The organism is Curtobacterium sp. 18060, assembly GCF_902706105.1.
In the GTDB taxonomy this organism is placed as follows: Bacteria; Actinomycetota; Actinomycetes; order Actinomycetales; family Microbacteriaceae; genus Curtobacterium.
In genome coordinates, this window is the sequence record NZ_CACSJV010000024.1 from 30,297 (window position 1) to 46,763 (window position 16,467).

Annotated in this window: 17 protein-coding genes; 12 read left to right on the top strand and 5 right to left on the bottom strand. The window is 73.3% G+C overall.

Annotated features, from left to right (window positions below; all coding sequences use genetic code 11):
- Positions 1–80 precede the first annotated feature (80 nt).
- The 5 genes from GVL05_RS12255 to GVL05_RS12275 are packed head-to-tail and all read left to right on the top strand — an operon-like array spanning position 81 to position 5,505.
- The gene (locus GVL05_RS12255) at positions 81–1,301 is read left to right on the top strand and encodes an alanine racemase (protein ID WP_159573300.1); all 1,221 of its coding nucleotides are present in this window, start codon (positions 81–83) and stop codon (positions 1,299–1,301) included.
- Positions 1,301–2,146, top strand: a complete 846-nt coding sequence (locus GVL05_RS12260; RefSeq protein ID WP_131879380.1) for an IclR family transcriptional regulator — start codon at positions 1,301–1,303, stop codon at positions 2,144–2,146. The genes GVL05_RS12255 and GVL05_RS12260 overlap by 1 nt, the downstream gene beginning before the upstream one ends.
- Complete coding sequence (locus GVL05_RS12265; protein ID WP_123292033.1) at positions 2,143–3,120, top strand: sugar kinase; 978 nt, start codon at positions 2,143–2,145, stop codon at positions 3,118–3,120. The genes GVL05_RS12260 and GVL05_RS12265 overlap by 4 nt, the downstream gene beginning before the upstream one ends.
- Before the next feature lie 55 nt (positions 3,121–3,175).
- A complete protein-coding gene (locus GVL05_RS12270; RefSeq protein ID WP_123292032.1) occupies positions 3,176–3,835 on the top strand; it encodes a bifunctional 4-hydroxy-2-oxoglutarate aldolase/2-dehydro-3-deoxy-phosphogluconate aldolase in 660 nt (219 codons plus the stop codon).
- Positions 3,832–5,505, top strand: coding sequence for an amidohydrolase family protein (locus GVL05_RS12275; RefSeq protein ID WP_159573301.1), 1,674 nt, complete (start codon positions 3,832–3,834; stop codon positions 5,503–5,505). Before GVL05_RS12270 ends, GVL05_RS12275 begins: the two co-directional genes overlap by 4 nt.
- A gap of 101 nt (positions 5,506–5,606) precedes the next feature.
- On the opposite strand, the gene GVL05_RS20185 is transcribed toward GVL05_RS12275, so the two are convergent.
- Positions 5,607–6,008 carry a RidA family protein gene (locus GVL05_RS20185; RefSeq protein WP_235035960.1) on the bottom strand — a complete coding sequence of 134 codons (402 nt, stop codon included), beginning with the start codon at positions 6,006–6,008 and terminating at the stop codon, positions 5,607–5,609.
- Positions 6,009–6,234: 226 nt separating this feature from the next.
- On the opposite strand from GVL05_RS20185, the gene GVL05_RS12285 reads away from it, so the two are divergent.
- Positions 6,235–7,476, top strand: coding sequence for a hypothetical protein (locus GVL05_RS12285; protein WP_159573302.1), 1,242 nt, complete (start codon positions 6,235–6,237; stop codon positions 7,474–7,476).
- A 112-nt stretch (positions 7,477–7,588) separates the two neighbouring features.
- On the opposite strand, the gene GVL05_RS12290 is transcribed toward GVL05_RS12285, so the two are convergent.
- The 3 genes from GVL05_RS12290 to GVL05_RS12300 all read right to left on the bottom strand — a co-directional run bounded on the left by GVL05_RS12290 (position 7,589) and on the right by GVL05_RS12300 (position 10,329).
- Positions 7,589–8,080, bottom strand: a complete 492-nt coding sequence (locus GVL05_RS12290; RefSeq protein WP_123292028.1) for a pyridoxamine 5'-phosphate oxidase family protein — start codon at positions 8,078–8,080, stop codon at positions 7,589–7,591.
- A gap of 360 nt (positions 8,081–8,440) precedes the next feature.
- Complete coding sequence (locus GVL05_RS12295) at positions 8,441–9,070, bottom strand: hypothetical protein (protein ID WP_123938566.1); 630 nt, start codon at positions 9,068–9,070, stop codon at positions 8,441–8,443.
- Between the two features lie 149 nt (positions 9,071–9,219).
- Positions 9,220–10,329 (bottom strand): LLM class flavin-dependent oxidoreductase, encoded by a 1,110-nt coding sequence (locus GVL05_RS12300; protein WP_159573303.1) that lies wholly within the window; start codon positions 10,327–10,329, stop codon positions 9,220–9,222.
- Between the two features lie 88 nt (positions 10,330–10,417).
- On the opposite strand from GVL05_RS12300, the gene GVL05_RS12305 reads away from it, so the two are divergent.
- Entirely contained in the window at positions 10,418–11,326 is a 909-nt protein-coding gene (locus GVL05_RS12305) for an SDR family oxidoreductase (protein WP_159573304.1), read from the top strand.
- A 57-nt stretch (positions 11,327–11,383) separates the two neighbouring features.
- Here the strand turns inward: GVL05_RS12305 and GVL05_RS12310 are convergent, their stop codons facing one another.
- Positions 11,384–12,175: an NRDE family protein gene (locus GVL05_RS12310; RefSeq protein ID WP_159573305.1), complete on the bottom strand. Its 792-nt coding sequence runs from the start codon at positions 12,173–12,175 to the stop codon at positions 11,384–11,386.
- 64 nt (positions 12,176–12,239) lie between these two features.
- Between GVL05_RS12310 and GVL05_RS12315 the strand changes: the two genes are divergently transcribed.
- The 5 genes from GVL05_RS12315 (at position 12,240) to GVL05_RS12335 (ending at position 16,145) form a co-directional block, all read left to right on the top strand.
- Positions 12,240–13,514, top strand: a complete 1,275-nt coding sequence (locus GVL05_RS12315; protein WP_159573307.1) for a phosphopantothenate--cysteine ligase family flavoprotein — start codon at positions 12,240–12,242, stop codon at positions 13,512–13,514.
- A gap of 29 nt (positions 13,515–13,543) precedes the next feature.
- Positions 13,544–13,942, top strand: a complete 399-nt coding sequence (locus GVL05_RS12320; protein ID WP_123938564.1) for a hypothetical protein — start codon at positions 13,544–13,546, stop codon at positions 13,940–13,942.
- Positions 13,939–14,730 carry a YqjF family protein gene (locus GVL05_RS12325; protein WP_159573306.1) on the top strand — a complete coding sequence of 264 codons (792 nt, stop codon included), beginning with the start codon at positions 13,939–13,941 and terminating at the stop codon, positions 14,728–14,730. Before GVL05_RS12320 ends, GVL05_RS12325 begins: the two co-directional genes overlap by 4 nt.
- 122 nt (positions 14,731–14,852) lie before the next feature.
- Positions 14,853–15,503, top strand: a complete 651-nt coding sequence (locus GVL05_RS12330) for a GntR family transcriptional regulator (protein WP_131845752.1) — start codon at positions 14,853–14,855, stop codon at positions 15,501–15,503.
- A 186-nt stretch (positions 15,504–15,689) separates the two neighbouring features.
- Positions 15,690–16,145, top strand: coding sequence for a MarR family winged helix-turn-helix transcriptional regulator (locus tag GVL05_RS12335; protein ID WP_111084361.1), 456 nt, complete (start codon positions 15,690–15,692; stop codon positions 16,143–16,145).
- Positions 16,146–16,467 lie beyond the last annotated feature (322 nt).

Sequence of the window (16,467 nt, forward strand, 5' to 3'; positions counted from 1 at the left end):
GAATGATGCGCACCAGCGCGTTGCCCTGCGGGTCCGCCGAGCGGGAGCGTGGAGGCTGCGCGACGACAGGAGGCTCACCGATGACCGACGCCGACTCGACGACCCGGACCGTGACCACGAAGGGCGCCTGGAACCCGGCAGCGGGCACTCCGCACCACGTCCTCGACCACGCCCACCTGCCCGTGATGACGCTGCGCGAGTCCGCCCTGGCGAACAACACCGCCGTCATGCAGGCCTACGTCGACCGCCACGGGCTGCTGTTCGCGCCGCACATGAAGACGCACATGGCACCCGACCTCGCCGCACGGCAGATCGACGCCGGGGCATGGGGAGTCACGGTCGCGTCGGTCCAGCAGGCGATGGTCGCGTGGGAGCACGGCGTGCACCGGATCCTGGTCGCGAACGAGGTCCTCGACCCCGCCGGCCTCGCCTGGCTCGCGTCCCGGCGCACGGTCGACCCGGACGCCGACGTCCTCTGCTACGTCGACTCCGCCGCAGGTGTCACCGCCGCCGTCGCCGCGCAGGGTACCGTCGCCGGCGAGCTGCACGTCCTGGTCGAGCTCGGGTTCCCGGGCGGGCGCACCGGGGTCCGCTCCCCCGACGACGCGCGTGCCCTCGCGCTGCTCGCCCACGACGCCGGGCTCGTGCTCCGCGGTGTCTCCGGGTACGAGGGCGGACTGCCCGGCGTCGACGCTGCCCGCGAGTACGTCGCCGGCGTGCTCGACGTCGCCGAGGACGTCCGCGGGCTCGTCGACGGTCGCGGGCTCCTCAGCATGGGCGGCAGCGCCTGGTTCGACGCCGTCGTGGACGCCGTGGCAGCCCGCACCGACGACCTCGACGTGCTGCTGCGGTCGGGTGCGTACCTGACCCACGACGACGGCTTCTACGCCGAGCGCACGCCGTTCGGCCGGCACCCGGCCGAGGGCTCGCTCGTCGCCGCGATCGAGGTCTGGGGACGCGTGACGTCCTGCCCGGAGCCCGGGCTCGCGTTCGTCGCCGTGGGCAAGCGCGACATCTCCTTCGACGAAGGGCTGCCGGTGGTGCGGTCGGTACGGCCGACCCTGCCAGGAGGCCCGGCGGGCGCCCCACAGATCGTCCCGCCGCCCGGGGCGGTCACCGTCACCCGCCTCGACGACCAGCACTGCTACCTCGCGCTGGCGGACGGCGCCCCCGAGCTGACGCCCGGCGACGTCGTCGTGTTCGGCATCTCGCACCCCTGCACGGTGTTCGACAAGTGGCGGCAGGTGCACGTCCTGGCCGACGACGACACCGTGCTCCGGACGATCGCGACGTGGTTCTGATGCGCGCGACCACCGCGGCCCCGGTGCCGACGGACGGCGACGGTCCTGCCCGGAACGCCGCACTGTCCCTGCGTCGCGGGCTCCGCCTGCTCGACTGCATCGCCGACCGGACCCGCAGCGGCGCGGTGTCCGTCAGCCTGTCCGTGCTGGCCGCCGAGCTCGGCACCTCGAAGTCGACGGTGCTCCGCCTGACGGCCCCGATGCTCGAGAACGACCTGCTGCGCCGCACCGCGGACGCCGGGTTCACGCTCGGCCTCGGTGCCCTGCTGCTCGGGCAGAGCTACCTCGAGGGGATCGACCTGCGCTCCGCCGCCGCACCGTTCCTGCGTCGGACGGCGGAGCAGACCGGGCTGACGTGCCACCTCGTCGTGCCGGACGGCACCGACATCGTCTACGTCGACAAGGTCGAGACCCGCGGCACCGTCCGCATGGGCTCCCGGATCGGGAACCGCCTGCCGATGCGGAACACGGCGTCCGGCAAGGCGATCGTCGCGTTCGGTGAACCGGAGCTGCTCGACCGGGTGCTCGCCGAGCCGGCCCAGGTCATGACGGAGCACACCATCACCGACGACGACCGGTGGCGGCACGAGGTCGACCGCACGCACGGACGGGGGTACGGCATCGACGACCGCGAGAACGAGCCGGACATCCGGTGCGTCGCCGCCCCGGTGTTCGACCACGCGAACCAGGTGGTCGGCGCGATGAGCATCTCCGGGCTGGCCTCGCGGTTCCCCGCAGCGGCGGTCCGCGAACTCGGCGACGGCGTCGTTCGGACCGCCCACGAGATCTCCGTCGCGCTCGGGTCCTCGTCGGCGCAGCTCGCCCTCGCGCGGGGTGCCCGGTGACCGGCTCGGTGCTGACGTTCGGCGAGACGATGCTGCTCCTGACCGGGCGCGACGTCGGCGCGGTGCCGGACCTGGAGCACATGCGGGTGGACACCGGCGGCGCGGAGAGCAACGTCGCGATCGGCCTGGTCCGCGCCGGGGTGCCGGCCACGTGGATCGGTCGGGTCGGCACGGACCCCGCCGGCGACCGGGTCGCCGCCGACATCGGTGGGGAGGGCGTCGACGTCCTCGCGGTCCCCGACGCCGAGCGATCCACCGGCATCATGATGAAGGAGCGGCTGCTCGACGGCCGCACCCGGGTGACCTACCACCGCCGTGGTTCGGCCGGCTCGGCGTTGGCCGCGACGGACCTGCCCGGCAGCGTCGTCGAGACCGCTGCGCTCGTGCACGTCACCGGGATCACCCTCGCGCTCTCCGAGTCCGCACACGACACCGTGACCGCAGCGCTCGACCGGGCTGCCGCCGCCGGTGTGCCGGTGTCGTTCGACGTCAACCACCGGCCGAAGCTCATCGGCGCCGACGCTGCACGAGACCGGTACCGAGCCGTCGCAGCACGGTCCGCCGTGGTGTTCGCCGGCGACGACGAGGCCCGACTCGTGCTCGACCGCGACGAACAGGACGACGACGAGGAGTCACTCGCGCACGACCTCGCCGCACTGGCGCGGGGCCGCGCGGTCGTGAAGCTCGGCTCTCGCGGCGCCGTGGCGTCGATCGACGGCGTGTTCGTCCGTCGGCCCGCGACCCCGGTGCGCGTCGTCGACCCGGTCGGTGCCGGTGACGCGTTCGTCGCGGGCTGGCTCGCGGCGAGCATGGGCGGAGCGGACGCCGCCGAGGCGCTCGACCGGGCCGCCGACGCCGGCGCCCTCGCCTGCACCGTCGAGAGCGACTGGCGCCGACCGGACCCGGCCGCGTTGCACCACGCCCCGGACCCGTCGGACACCGACCACACCGTGCACGACCACGTCGACCGCTGACACCGCGTCCGCCGACAATGTGTCCGCCGAACACCACCACTCGAGGAAGCGCACCATGACGAACGACACCACGAGCACCGAGCAGCACGCCGGCGCACGGCACCGCCACCAGGCCGGACCGGCGATCGCGATCCTCCGCGGCGGCACCGGCGACCACGTCGAGGACGTCATCGCCACCCTGGTCGAGTCCGGCGTGACGGCGATCGAGATCACCACGAACACCCCACGCTGGCGCGAGGGCATCGCGTGGGCGGTCGAGCGGTACGGTTCCGCGGCCTCCATCGGCGTCGGCACGGTGCTCGACGTCCGCCAGCTCGACGAGGCCGCCGCCGCCGGCGCCTCGTTCGCCGTCAGTCCCCACCTCGACGCCGAACTCGGCGAGCGCGCGCACGAGCGTGGCCTCGGCTGGTACCCCGGTGCCGCGACCCCGACCGAGATCGTCCACGCGTGGCGGCTCGGAGCCCGCGCGGTGAAGGTCTTCCCGGCGGCGCAGCTCGGCGGCCCCGCGTTCCTGAAGCAGGTCCTGGCACCGCTCGACTTCGTCGACGTCATCCCGACCGGGGGCATCGGGGTCGACGACGCCCCGGACTACCTGGCCGCCGGTGCGGTCGCCGTCGGACTCGGGTCCCCGCTCGTCGGCGACGCGCTGACCTCGGGCGACCTCGACGCCCTGCGGGAGCGGGCCGGCCGGCTCGTCGCGGCGCTCGACCGATGACCACCGGCGATCCCGAGCACCTGACGGGCTCCGAGCAGCCCACCGGCGAGCAGTCCGCCGGCGGCGTCGTCCTGCTGCGCGGCGGGTCGGTCCTCGGTGCGGACGGGGCCCCGGTGCGCGCCGACGTCCTCGTCACCGACGCCGTCATCCGCGCCGTCGGTGCCGACCTGGACGCCCCTGCCGACGCGCACGTGATCGACTGCGACGGACGACTGGTGCTGCCGGGCTTCGTGGACGCGCACTCGCACGCCGGGTCGCTCGTGTTCGACGAGGGCGTGCAGCTCGCGCTCCTGCGCCAGGGTGTGACCACGATCGTGACCGGACAGGACGGCGTCGGACCGGCGCCGGGTGACGGTTCGTACGCCGACACGTACTTCGCCGCCATCGACGGCCCGCACCCGACGTACCGCGGTGGCGGGGTCGACGGCCTGCTGACGACTTACGACGGAACGACCCCGATCAACGTCGCGACGCTCGTGCCCGCCGGCACGGTCCGGCACGAGGTCATGGGCGACGACCCCGGGCCGGCGGACAGCGCGCAGCTGGCCGCGATGCGGGAGCTCGTGCGCGACGGCCTCGCGGACGGTGCGGTCGGCCTGGCGACGGGGCTCGACTACGTCCCCGGCCTGTTCGCCGGCACTGCAGAACTCGCTGCGCTCTGCACCGAGGTCGCTGCCGTCGACGGCCTCTACGTGTCACACATGCGCGGTGGTTACGAGGGGAACGCCCGCGCCGGCCTCGACGAGATCGCCGACATCGTCCGCGCGTCGGGCGTCCGCGCACACGTCTCCCACCTGCACGCGCCCGTCGACCTCGCGGTGACGGCACTGGCCGAACTCGAGGCCGAGGGCGCCCCGATGTCGTTCGACGCCTACCCGTACTCGCGCGGCTGCACGATCCTGTCGATGCTGCTGCTGCCCGCGGCCCTCGCCCGCCCCGGCACCGAGGACCTCGCCCACGCGATCGCCGACGACGAGGGTCGTGCCGCGGTCCGGGCGGCCGTGCTCGACCGCGTGCTGTCCCGCGCCGACCTCGGCACTGGCTGGGCGGAGCAGATCACGCTGTCGCACGTGCCCGCCGCCGAGTTCCACGCGCTGCAGGGCCGCACCCTCGCCGACGCCGCCGAGGCGACCGGGACGGATCCGGTGGACCTGGCCATCGACGTCCTGGTCGACTCGGCACTGCAGGTCACCGCCGTGATGCGCGTGCCCCGTCCCCGGACTGCCGACGACCTGGCGCCGCTCTTCCGACTGCCCGGGCACACGGCCGGTTCCGACGGCATCTTCGTGGGCACCCACCCGCACCCACGCGCGTACGGCACGTTCGCACGCTACCTGCAGGACTTCGCCCGCACGGGGCTCCTGACGTGGCTCGAGGCCTCGCGGCACCTGTCCGCCACTGCGGTCGAGCGACTCGGTCTCGGTCGACGGGGCGCAGTCACCGTCGGGGCGGTCGCCGACCTGGTGGTCGTGGATCCCGATCGGGTCGCGGCGCGGTCGTCCTACGACGAACCGATGCGCCTGGCCGAGGGCATCGACGACGTCCTCGTCGCCGGCGTCCCCGTGCTGGCCGAAGGCGCCCTGACGCACGCGACCCCCGGTGCCGGGCTGCGTCGCCACCCGGGTCGGATCGACCACGGGCAGGGAGCAGCGGGCACCGGGGGTCGGTGACCCAGCACGGCCGGTGACGCAGCACCGCCGGTGACGCAGCACGGTCAGCGACGCAGCACGGTGCCGCGGCTCGGTGAGGCTTCACACAGCCTGCACCGACGTCACGAAGCGCTCGGCAGCACCGCCACGACGTCGATCTCGACCAGGATGTTCGCCAAGTGCGACTGCACGGTGGTGCGGACCGGGTACGGCTGCGAGAAGTGCTTCGCGTACTCCTCGTTGAAGGCTGGGAAGTCGCGGTCGGAGTGCTCGAGGTGCACGGTGGACTTCACGACGTCGTCGAGGGTGGCACCGTGCTCGGCCAGGACCGCTGCGACGTTGGCCAGCACCTGCGCGGTCTGACCAGCCACGTCGTCGGCGATCGCACCCGTGGCGGGGTCCTGTGGGCCGAACCCGGCGGTGTAGATGAAGCCGTTGGCGACGATGCCCTGGCTGTAGGGCCCGGCGGGCTTCGGGGCGTTGTCGGTCACGATGGCGGTCTTCGGCGCGGTGGGGTTCGGCACGGTTGCTCCTGTGGTTCGTCGGTCGTGGGCGGACTCCAGGCTAGGCGGAAGGCCGCCTCGAGAGCCGACCACGCACCCGACCGATTCCGTATTGCAGAACGCAGGGCGGGCCTCCCGTCCGGGGTGCCGCACCGACCACCCAGGTGGAGGGCGACTACCCTGGCCGGGTGCCGTCCTCCCTGCCCGAACGCCGCCGAGCGCGCACGGGCTCGCGCCGAGCACGCGCATGAGCCGGCTCGACGGCGCGGTCACCGGGACCGCCGCGACCGGACGGCGCCGCGCACTCGACACCGTGACCTCCCTGCCGGCGTGGGCGGCCGTGCTGCTCGTCTGGACCGGCGGCCGGATCGTGTCGACGCTGTGGCTGGCACTCGCGTACCCGCTCATCGGACGGGCGATGCCGGACAACGCCATCTGGGGCAACGGGCACGGCTTCACGGCGTTCCTCACCGCCTGGGACGGTCAGTACTACGAGCAGATCTCGCTGCACGGGTACCCCGACGTGCTGCCGCTCGACGCCGTCGGCAACGTGGCGCAGAACGCCTGGGCCTTCCTGCCGGCATTCCCGTTCACGATCCGGATGCTCACCGCCTCGACCGGGCTGCCGTTCACCGTCGGCGCCCCGCTCATCTCCGTGCTGGCCGGTCTGCTGGCGACCTATCTGCTGCACCGCCTGGTCCGCGACCGTGCGGGCAACGCCGCCGCGATGTGGGCAGTCTTCTTCTTCACGTGCGGGCCGCTGTCGTTCCTGCTGCAGGTCGGGTACGCGGAGAGCATGTTCCTCGCGCTCACGTTCGGCGCGCTGCTCGCCCTGGAGCGTCGCCGGTACGGGCTGCTCACCGCGCTCGGGGTCGCCGCTGCCTTCACCCGTCCGGGTGCGTTGGCCGTCCCGCTCGTGCTCGGGGTCATCGCCCTGGTGCGGTGGGTCCGGGCTCGCCGTGAGACCGGGCGGGTTCTCGACACCTTCCCGCTCCGCGAGCAGGTGCAGGTCGTGGCCGCCGGTGCCGTGATGGTGGCGGCGGGCCTCGCGTGGCCGGTCATCGCGTCGCACGTGACCGGCACGCCGAACGCCTACCTCGAGACCGAGATGTCGTGGTGGGTGAACTTCATCGGCCGCGTGGACTTCGTGCCCTTGTCGCCGTGGTTCCTCATCGCCGGGCGCTGGCTCGGCGTCGGCGGGGTCCTGATCGTGGTGTTCCTGCTCGTCGGGTTCCCGATCTGGCTGCTCCGCCGGTCGACGAAGCGGCTCGGGTCGACGACCGTGCTGTACTCGGCCGCCTACGCGCTCTACATCTTCGCGGTGTCGCTGCCGATGGCCTCGACCCCGCGGCTGCTCATGCCCCTGGCGCCGTTGTTCGGCTCGCCGGAGCTCGTCGCGAAGCCGTGGATGCGGTGGACGTTCGTCACTGCGGCGCTGGCCGGGCAGCCGGTGCTCGTCGCGGTGCTCTGGCTGCTCGGGCCTCCGTAGCGAGGACGGCGACGCCGGCAGCGGCCCGACGACAGCTCCGACGCGGAACGACGGAATCGACGTCGTACGACATCGGTCCCGTCGTTCGGAGTCGGATCGCCCCGCCCCGCCCCTACAGCTCGACGGTCCCGTGGTCCCCGGTGTCCGGCTGGCTCTGCTTGCCGAGTGCGGCCTTGAGCGTCTGCACGAGGCTGCCGACCGGGCCGGTGTCCTGCGTCCAGTACTCGACCGAGTCGCCCGACACGGTGAGGAGTCGGATCGAGGGGTCGTCGCGGCCGTCCGGGAACCAGGCCTCGGCGAACGGTGACCACAGCTCGTCGATCACGGCACTGTCCTGCGTCACCGTGGCGGTGCCAGCGATGGACAGGTAGCCGCCCTGCGACTCGATGGAGACGTTGACGTGCGGGTTCCTGGCGATGTCGTCGACCTTCTCGCTGCCGTCCTGCACCAGGAAGCGGAGGGTCCCGTTGAACGCCTTGTCCTGCACAGCGAGCGGCCGGGCGTGCAGCTGGCCGTCCTCGCTCACCGTCGTCAACAGGGCCGTGTGGGCGCCGTGGACGATGTCCGAGATGGCGGCGCGCTGGTCGGTCTGCGTGTCGGTCATGATGCTCCTTTGCGTCGTGCGCCCCACCCGTCCCGACGTTCGACCGCGGGTCCGGCGGGGCCGTACCGTTCCCGCCAGTGTGCCCCTCGACGCTGGGCGCGTCCGGCACACGGCAGCACCACCCCGACCGGGAGGCACGCGCCGACTCCCCCGGACACGTCCGGCCACGCAGGTGGCCGGTCCGCAGTGCCCGCACCCGGACCGGCGCACTCCATGCGTCCGCACACAGCGACACTCCACCAGACGATCACCGCGTGCATCGTCGGAACATGCACACGCACCGGATGCATGCGCAACGAGCGACAGTCCACGAGTCGATCCGGTGGTGGATCGTCGGAAGATGCACCCGTACGGAACGCGTCAGGCGGGCTCGCGGATGGTGGTCTCGACGTCGACGACCTGCGGCACCCGCGGCATCGACGCGAAGCCGAACGCCACGGGCGGGTCGAGCGGTACCAAGGTGCCGAGGGGCTCCCCCGCCCAGGTCCCGCGCACGCCGGTGACGTCGTGCGCCCCGGTCACGCCGTAGTACTCGCGGCGTCCGTTCCCCGCCGAGCCGGCGGTGCCGGATCCGGGCGCGACGAGCCGGGCGATCGGGTCGATCGCGGCGAGCCACCGCGGGTCGCGGGCGATCGGCTTCGGGACCACGCGCAGCACCCGGCCGAGCGGTGAGATCGTGCCGACGTCGACCGAGACCTGCAGGGCGCCGGCGTCGAGCTCCAGGCCACGGGCCGTTCGTCGGGCCCGGACGTCTACCACGGACACGGTGTCGAACCGGTAGGTGCCGGAGACGTAGGCGGCGACGATCTCGTCCGGCGCGAGCAGCACGCTGGTGCCGTCGGGTAGCTCGAGGAACACGTCGGTGAACGCCCCGAACGGCGAGCGGTCCCACATCCCGACGACGATCCGGACGCCCGAGGTGGTGCCGACGCCCATGATCCGGCCGCGGAACCGGCGCTCGACGGGTGGGGTGCTGGGGCGTGACGGCATGCCGTGGACCGTACCCGGCGTGCCCGTGAGCCGGACCGACGGAGCCGACCCGCGCCTCCCGGCCGACGGGTGCGCGAAAGCGACGGATCGCCGCGAACGTTCCGCGGCGATCTGTCGCTTTCGCGGGGTAGGCCCGCCGGGGTGACCGCCTACGGGACGGGGACGGGCTCGGCGAGCAGCTCGCGCACACGGGGCGCGACCTGGGTGCCGTACAGCTCGATGGACCGCAGCATGTCCTCGTGCGGCAGGCGACCGGTCGCGTAGCGCATGTCGAACCGCGAGGCGCCGAGGATCCGCATGTTCCGGGCGATCTTCCGCGCCACGGTCTCCGGCGACCCGACGTACAGCGAGCCACCGGCGGACAGGCCCGCGTGGTAGCCGGCGACGTCGAGGGGCGGCCAGCCGCGCTCCCGGCCGAGCTGGTCGGTGACGGCCTTGTGGTACGGCCAGTACCGCTCGGCGGCTTCCTCGTCGGTCGCCGCGACGAAGCCCGGCGAGTGCATCGCGATGGGCTGCTGCGGCAGGTCGAGCTGGGTGAGCGCCTGACGGTACAGCCGCGAGAACGGGGCGAACTGCGCCGGCTGCCCGCCGATGATGGCGAGGAAGAGCGGCAGGCCGTACGACGCCGCACGGATCACCGACTGCGGGGAACCGCCGACGCCGATCCAGGTGGGGATGGCGCCGTGCTCGAGCTTCGGGAAGACGTCCTGGTCGACCAGGCTCGCGCGCTTCGTGCCGGACCAGGTGACGGCGTCGCCGCCGCGCAGGGCCGCCCAGAGCTGCAGCTTCTCCTCGAACAGGACCTCGTAGTCGGAGAGCTCGTGGCCGAACAGCGGGAACGACTCGGTGAAGGAACCGCGCCCGAGGATGACCTCGGCACGGCCGTCCGAGATCGCGTCGACGGTGGCGAAGCGCTCGTAGACGCGCACGGGGTCGTCGGACGACAGCACCGTGACGGCGGAGCCCATCCGGATGCGGGAGGTCGAGGCGGCGATCGCGGCGAGGACGACCTCGGGTGCGCTCACCACGAAGTCGGCGCGGTGGTGCTCGCCGACGCCGATGAAGTCGATGCCGACCTGGTCGGCGAGGACGGCCTGGGCCACGACGTCGCGGATGCTCTGCGCGTCGGACTTGAGGCTGCCGTCGGCGAGCTCGGTGACGTCGCCGAAGGTGTCGATGCCGAGCTCCACGCGTCCGATCCGCTCGGGTGCGGGCGGCGGGACGTCCGAGGGGCGGTCGGTGCCGAATGCGTTGCTCATGGTTCCTCCTGGTCGCACTTCCATGCGTTTGCATCAAACTAGCACGGCCGAGCCGTGATGGCCAGCGCCCGCGTGTACGGTCGCCCGCATGCCGAAGCTCCCTGACCAGACCGGACGCAGGATCGTCGTCACCGGCTCCAACAGTGGCACCGGGAAGGAAGCCGCGACCCGTCTCGCGGCCGCCGGCGCGAGCGTCGTGCTCGCCGTGCGCACGACCGCGAAGGGCGATGCCGCCGCGGCCGAGATCCGTGCAGCGCACCCGAACGCCGACGTCGAGGTGCGCGAACTCGACCTGGCGGACCTGGCGAGCGTGCGCCGCTTCGCCGACGGCATCGTCGGCGAGGACCGCCCGATCGACGTCCTGGTGAACAACGCTGGCGTCATGGCGCCGCCGCAGCGCTTCGAGACGGTCGACGGGTTCGAGCTGCAGTTCGGCACGAACTTCCTCGGCCCGTTCGCGCTGACGAACCTGCTGCTGCCCTCGCTGCTGCGCGCCGAGGCACCGCGGGTCGCGACCATGTCGAGCCTCGCCGCGATCCCCGGCCGGATCCGCTTCGGCGACCTGCAGTGGGAACGCGGGTACAACGGCTGGCGTGCCTACGGCCAGTCCAAGCTCGCCGACCTGCTCCTCGCACTGCACCTGCACCGGCTGACCGTCGAGGCGGACGTCCCCCTCGTCAGCACCGCGGCGCACCCCGGCTACACCCGCACGAACCTCCAGTCGGCCGGGCGCTCACTCGGACGCGCGAAGCCGGTGCGGCCCAGCAACCGCGCGCTCCCCTTCACCCAGGCGGTCGAGCAGGGCACCGAGCCGCTGCTCTACGCCGCGGTCGGCCCGAACGCGGTCGGCGGCGCCTACTACGGCCCGGCCGGACCCTTCGGCCTGACCGGACCGACGACCGCCGTCTCGATCCCCGGGTCGGCACGGAGCGCCGACCTCGCCCGCTCGCTCTGGGCCGTCGCCGAGGACCTCACCGGGACGCGTCCGCTCCTCTGAGCGCGGGGCGCGGGGCGCGGCCGGGAGGCCCGTGGCGCGTCCGGTGCGCCGCCCGCGTCAGGCGCGGTGCAGCTCCACCGACCCGTCCAGCCGTCCGGGTTCGGTCAGGCGGGCGTGCTGCAGGACCGTGCGGTCCGGACCGATCGCCGCGGCGACGATCGACAGTGTCGTCCTGTGCCCCTCGGCCTCGTGCGCGTCGCGGAGGATCGCGTCGGGGTGGTCGCTCGGCAGCACAGCAGACTCGGCCAGGACGCCGAACCAGCCGCTCCACCCGTCTCCGGCGTCGTCGCCCGCGTCCACCGTCCGGAGTTCGTCGAAGGGTCCGAGCACCGGTGGCCCGACCGGGGCCTCCGCGGCGCGGAAGGCCTCGAGCCACCGCCCGATGCGCGGCGCCGCCGGGTCGTCCGGTTCGCCGTGCGTCACCATGTGCACGCCGGGGCCGAGCTCGGTCGTGCGGACCCGTGTGCCGTCCCAGGTCAGGACCGCGGCGCCGTCGGCCGTCGCCCGCACCAGGTTGAACGCGCGGGTGGTCGGCAGCGTGCCGTCGTGTCCGGGCAAGACGTCGTCGGCGACGGCGTCGACCGGCACCACGCCGCGGGTCGTCCACGTGCCGTCGACACTCGGCACCGGTTCGCCGCGGTTGAGCACCACCGCCAGTCCGGCGCGGTCCGAGGCGGCGAGCCACGCACCGCCGGCAGCACGGTCGCGCACACCGCGGACCCCGGGGTCGCGATCGGGCCACCACGCAGCAGGCGGGTCCCACGGACGCTCAGGTGACTCGTCCCGCAGGGCGAGCACGGTGACGGGCCACGCGGACCCGGGGTCGACGCGGACGACGACGGTGCACATGCCGTCGATCCTCGCACGTGCCCCCGGTAGCGTGAGCGGCGTGAACGCAGCAGCAGAGCGCGGCCTGACCGTCATCGTGGGGATCACCGGGGGCATCGCCGCCTACAAGGCCGTCGGCGTGGTCCGCGACCTCGTCAAGCGCGGGCACGAGGTGCACGTCGTCCCGACCGAGGGGGCGCTGCGCTTCGTCGGGCTGCCGACGCTCGAGGCACTCAGCCGCAACCCCGTCACCACGAGCGTCTGGGACGACGTCTCCGAGGTCCGCCACGTCGCCCTCGGCCGTCGCGCGGACCTGGTCGTGGTGGCCCCGGCGACCGCGGACTCCCTGGCACGGATGGCGAACGGCCTGGCGAGCGACCTGCTCGGTACGACGCTGCTCGCCACCGACGCCCCGGTCGTCGTCGCGCCGGCGATGCACCCGCAGATGTGGGAACACCCCGCGACCCGGGCCAACGTCGCCGTCCTGCGCGAACGGGGTGTGCACCTGGTCGGACCGGTGGTCGGCGCCTTGACGGGCGACGACGCCGGCATCGGCCGGATGGCGGAACCCGAGGACATCGTCGCCGCAGCGCTCGCCGTGCTGGACGGCCCGGGCGGTGCAGGGGCGGGGCGTCGCGCCGGCACCGACGAGGGGACGCAGTCCGGCGCCGGGGCTCGTGGCGAGCAGGGCGACCTGTCCGGCGTCCGCGTGGTCGTCAGCGCGGGGGGCACCCGCGAGCCGTTCGACCCGGTGCGCTTCGTCGGCAACCGGTCGAGCGGTCGGCAGGGCCTGGCGATCGCCGCCGACGCAGCGGCGCGCGGCGCCGTCGTCACCGTCGTCGCCGCGAACGTCGAGGCCGGCCTGACCGCGGGCATCGACGCGACCGTCGTGCCGGTGGGGTCAGCACTCGAGCTCGCCGAGGCCGTGCACGCCGCGGCGGTCGATGCCGACGTCGTCGTGATGACCGCTGCCGTCGCCGACTACCGGCCGGCCGAGGTCCTCGCCGAGAAGCTCAAGAAGGATGCCCAGGGCGAGCGGATGACGCTCGAGCTGGTGCGGAACCCCGACGTGCTCGCCGACCTGGTGTCGGCGCGGCGCACCGGGCAGGTCATCGTCGGGTTCGCCGCCGAGACCGAACCCGACCGCGACGCCCGCATCGCACTCGGGCGCGCGAAGATCGCCCGCAAGCCCGCCGACCTGCTCGTCGTGAACCACGTCGGCTGGTCGGCCGGGTTCGAGCGCGAGGAGAACGCGATCGAGGTCCTGGTGCCGGGCGGCGAGGTGGTCCGCGAGACCTCGGGCACGAAGGCCGAGGTGGCGGCGGCGGTCCTCGACCTCGTCGCGACCGCACTGACCTGATTCCGAGGACGGGCGAGCACGATGGGGGCATGCGACGACGTGAGCGGATCAAACGAGCCACCCGGACTGCCACACTGCTCGCGGTGCTGCTCGGCGGGGCCGGCGTCACCCACTTCCTGCAGCCGCGCCACTACGACCGGATCGTGCCGGACACACTGCCACCGCGGCTGACGACGGTCGCGTCCGGCGTGGCCGAACTCGGCATCGCCGCCGGGCTCGTGTTCCCGGCCACTCGCCGGGCCTCGGGGTGGGCTGCAGCTGCCCTGTTCGCCGCGGTCTTCCCTGCGAACGTGAAGATGGCGAACGACCTGCTCGACAGCCCGCGCTCGACCCGGGCGATGCGCCTCGTCTCCGTGCTGCGGCTCCCGCTGCAGGCTCCGCTCGTCCTGTGGGCCGTGCGCGTCGGTCGGCACGCACCGAAGCGGTGACCCAGCCGTCCTGGACCCGTGCGGCCGCACCGCTGCTGCACCGGCCGGTGACCCAGCACGCGTGGGACGACGTCGTCTTCGCGCACTGGCGACACGACCCGGGCTCGCTGGCGCGACTCGTCCCGCGGGGGACGCGCCCCGACGTGGTCGACGGCAGCGCCTGGGTGGGACTCACGGCCTACGTCTTCCACGAGACGCGAGTGCCGCCGTTCCCCTCCGCCGGCCGCCTCGGCCGCATGACCGAGGTCACCATCGAGGTCCTGACCGTGGACGACCAGGGCCGGCGCGGGGTCGCGTACCGCACCGTGGACACCGCGAACGTGCCGGCGATCGTGGCCGCACACGCGCTGCTCGGCGTGCCGTACACCTTCGCGCACGCCCGGTCGCGCCGCCGCGGCGAGGTCGTCGCGCACCGGTCGGTCCGGCATCCCGCACGTGCACTGCACCCGGTGCGCTGGGCGCGATCGCTGCGGCAGGAACGCCCCTCGGGCACGGCCAGACCCCGGCACGCGGCCTCGATCCGGGTCACCGCCGGTGACGTCGTCGACACGCCACTGGCCGCCGAACTCACCACCCGCGCCGGCATCCACGCCCGGTACCTGGCCCAGACGCTGTTCTGGCAGCGACAGCACCCGCCGCTGACCGTTCGGGCCGCGCACCTCGACCGACTCGAGGGGGACCTGCCCGACGCCGTCGGCATGCCGGGGCTGTTCGACCGGGCACCCGACTCGCTGCTCGTCGTCGACGGCACCACGGTGCGGTACGCCTGGGGTGGGGTCGTGCGGTGAGCGACCACGCCACGGACGATGCCGACCGGTGACACGCGCTGAGCCGAGCGGAACGCCGGTCTCATATCAGGTACGTTGATCGGTGCGCGTGCACTGACCGCGCCCCGATCGAAGGAGAACGCATGCCGGTCCCCCGCAGCGCCCCGACCGAGCACCAGCTGCTCCGCGACACCGTCCGGCACAAGATCCACGACGCGATCATGGACGGCACGCTCGTCCCCGGCGAGCGGCTCAACGACGACGAGCTCATCGCCTGGCTCGGCGTCTCCCGCACGCCGATCCGCGAGGCGCTGAGCCAGCTCTCCCGTGCCGGCCTCATCGAGATGGCGCCGAACCGGTACACACGCGTCACGACGCCGAACCCCGCTGAGGTCATCGAGGCGATGCAGACCCTCGGGGTGCTGTTCGGTGGCGTCGTCCGCCTCGCGGTCCCGCGCCTCGGCGCCGGCGCACGGAAGAAGATCCTCGCGCAGCTCGACAAGACGATCGCCGAGCTCGAGTCGCACGACGTCCCCGCCGTGAACCACGACGCGCTCGACGTGTTCGCGCTCTACGTCGCCGAGTGCGGCAACGAGAACCTGCAGCGCGTGTGCGGCGACACCATGGACGGTCTGGCCTTCCGCCTGCGCCTGCCGAACCTCGACGAACTGGTCGACTGGGACCGCATGACCGAGGACTTCCGTCGACTGCGCACTGCGACCGAGTCCGGCGACAACGTCACCGCCGAGCTCGCGACCGAGGCGATTCACCAGCTGCCGGGCGAGAAGCACTGAGTCCGGCTGTACCCCCGTACAGGAACCCGCCCGTCTCGCGCACGCGAGGCGGGCGGTCTGCGTTCCACGGGCCTCCCGGACACCCCGTGCTGGCCCACGACCGACGCGCACGACGCTCCCAGACTGCGGATCCGGCGAGCCGATAGCATCGCTGGCGACCACCCAATCGCCCACCCGGAGCAGCACATGAGTCCTCGATCGACGGACCGTACCGAGGTCGCCGCACGTCTGGCCGCGGCGGTCGGACGGATCAACCGGCGAGCACGGACGGACTCGGCCTCGCTCGGGTACGGGATCGTGTCCGCACTCGCCACCATCCAGCGCGAAGGACCCCTGCGCCCGGGCGACCTGTCGCGGATCGAGGTGGTCACGAAGCCCACGATGACCCGCATCCTGACCGAGCTCGAACAGCGCGGCTTCATCGAGCGCGAGGCGGACCCCCGGGACGGCCGCGCCTTCATGGTCTCAGCCACCGACGAGGGCATCGCGGCGGTCGAACGGGCGCGCTCGGACCGCACCGGGATCGTCGCCGAGCTCATCGCCGAGCTCGGTGAGTCCGACGTCACCGCGATCGCCGGAGCGCTCGACGCCCTCGAACGCGTCGCCCAGGGCGACCGCACCCAGGAACCTCACACGTTCTAGGTCCGAACGAGCCGTTACCGAACCGTTACCAACGGGTGGACGGACGGTTCTGCCAGCGATCCTGGACGCGTCATCCAGTCTGACGAGTCATCGTGTCGGCTTCGCCCGACGGCGGCCTCCCCAGGGCCGGTCGCGGCGGACGGACGGGCCCCACACCACCGTCCGGTCCTCCCCGGTTCGCCGGACTCCCCCTGCTGCGCGCACCTCGACGCGAGCAGCATCGCTCACCGGCCCCGACGTGCCGCGCAGCCCGGAGTCCCGCACCACGAACCGCCCGACCACCGGAACCGATGCCAGGACACACCCCCGACCTCCCCACCAC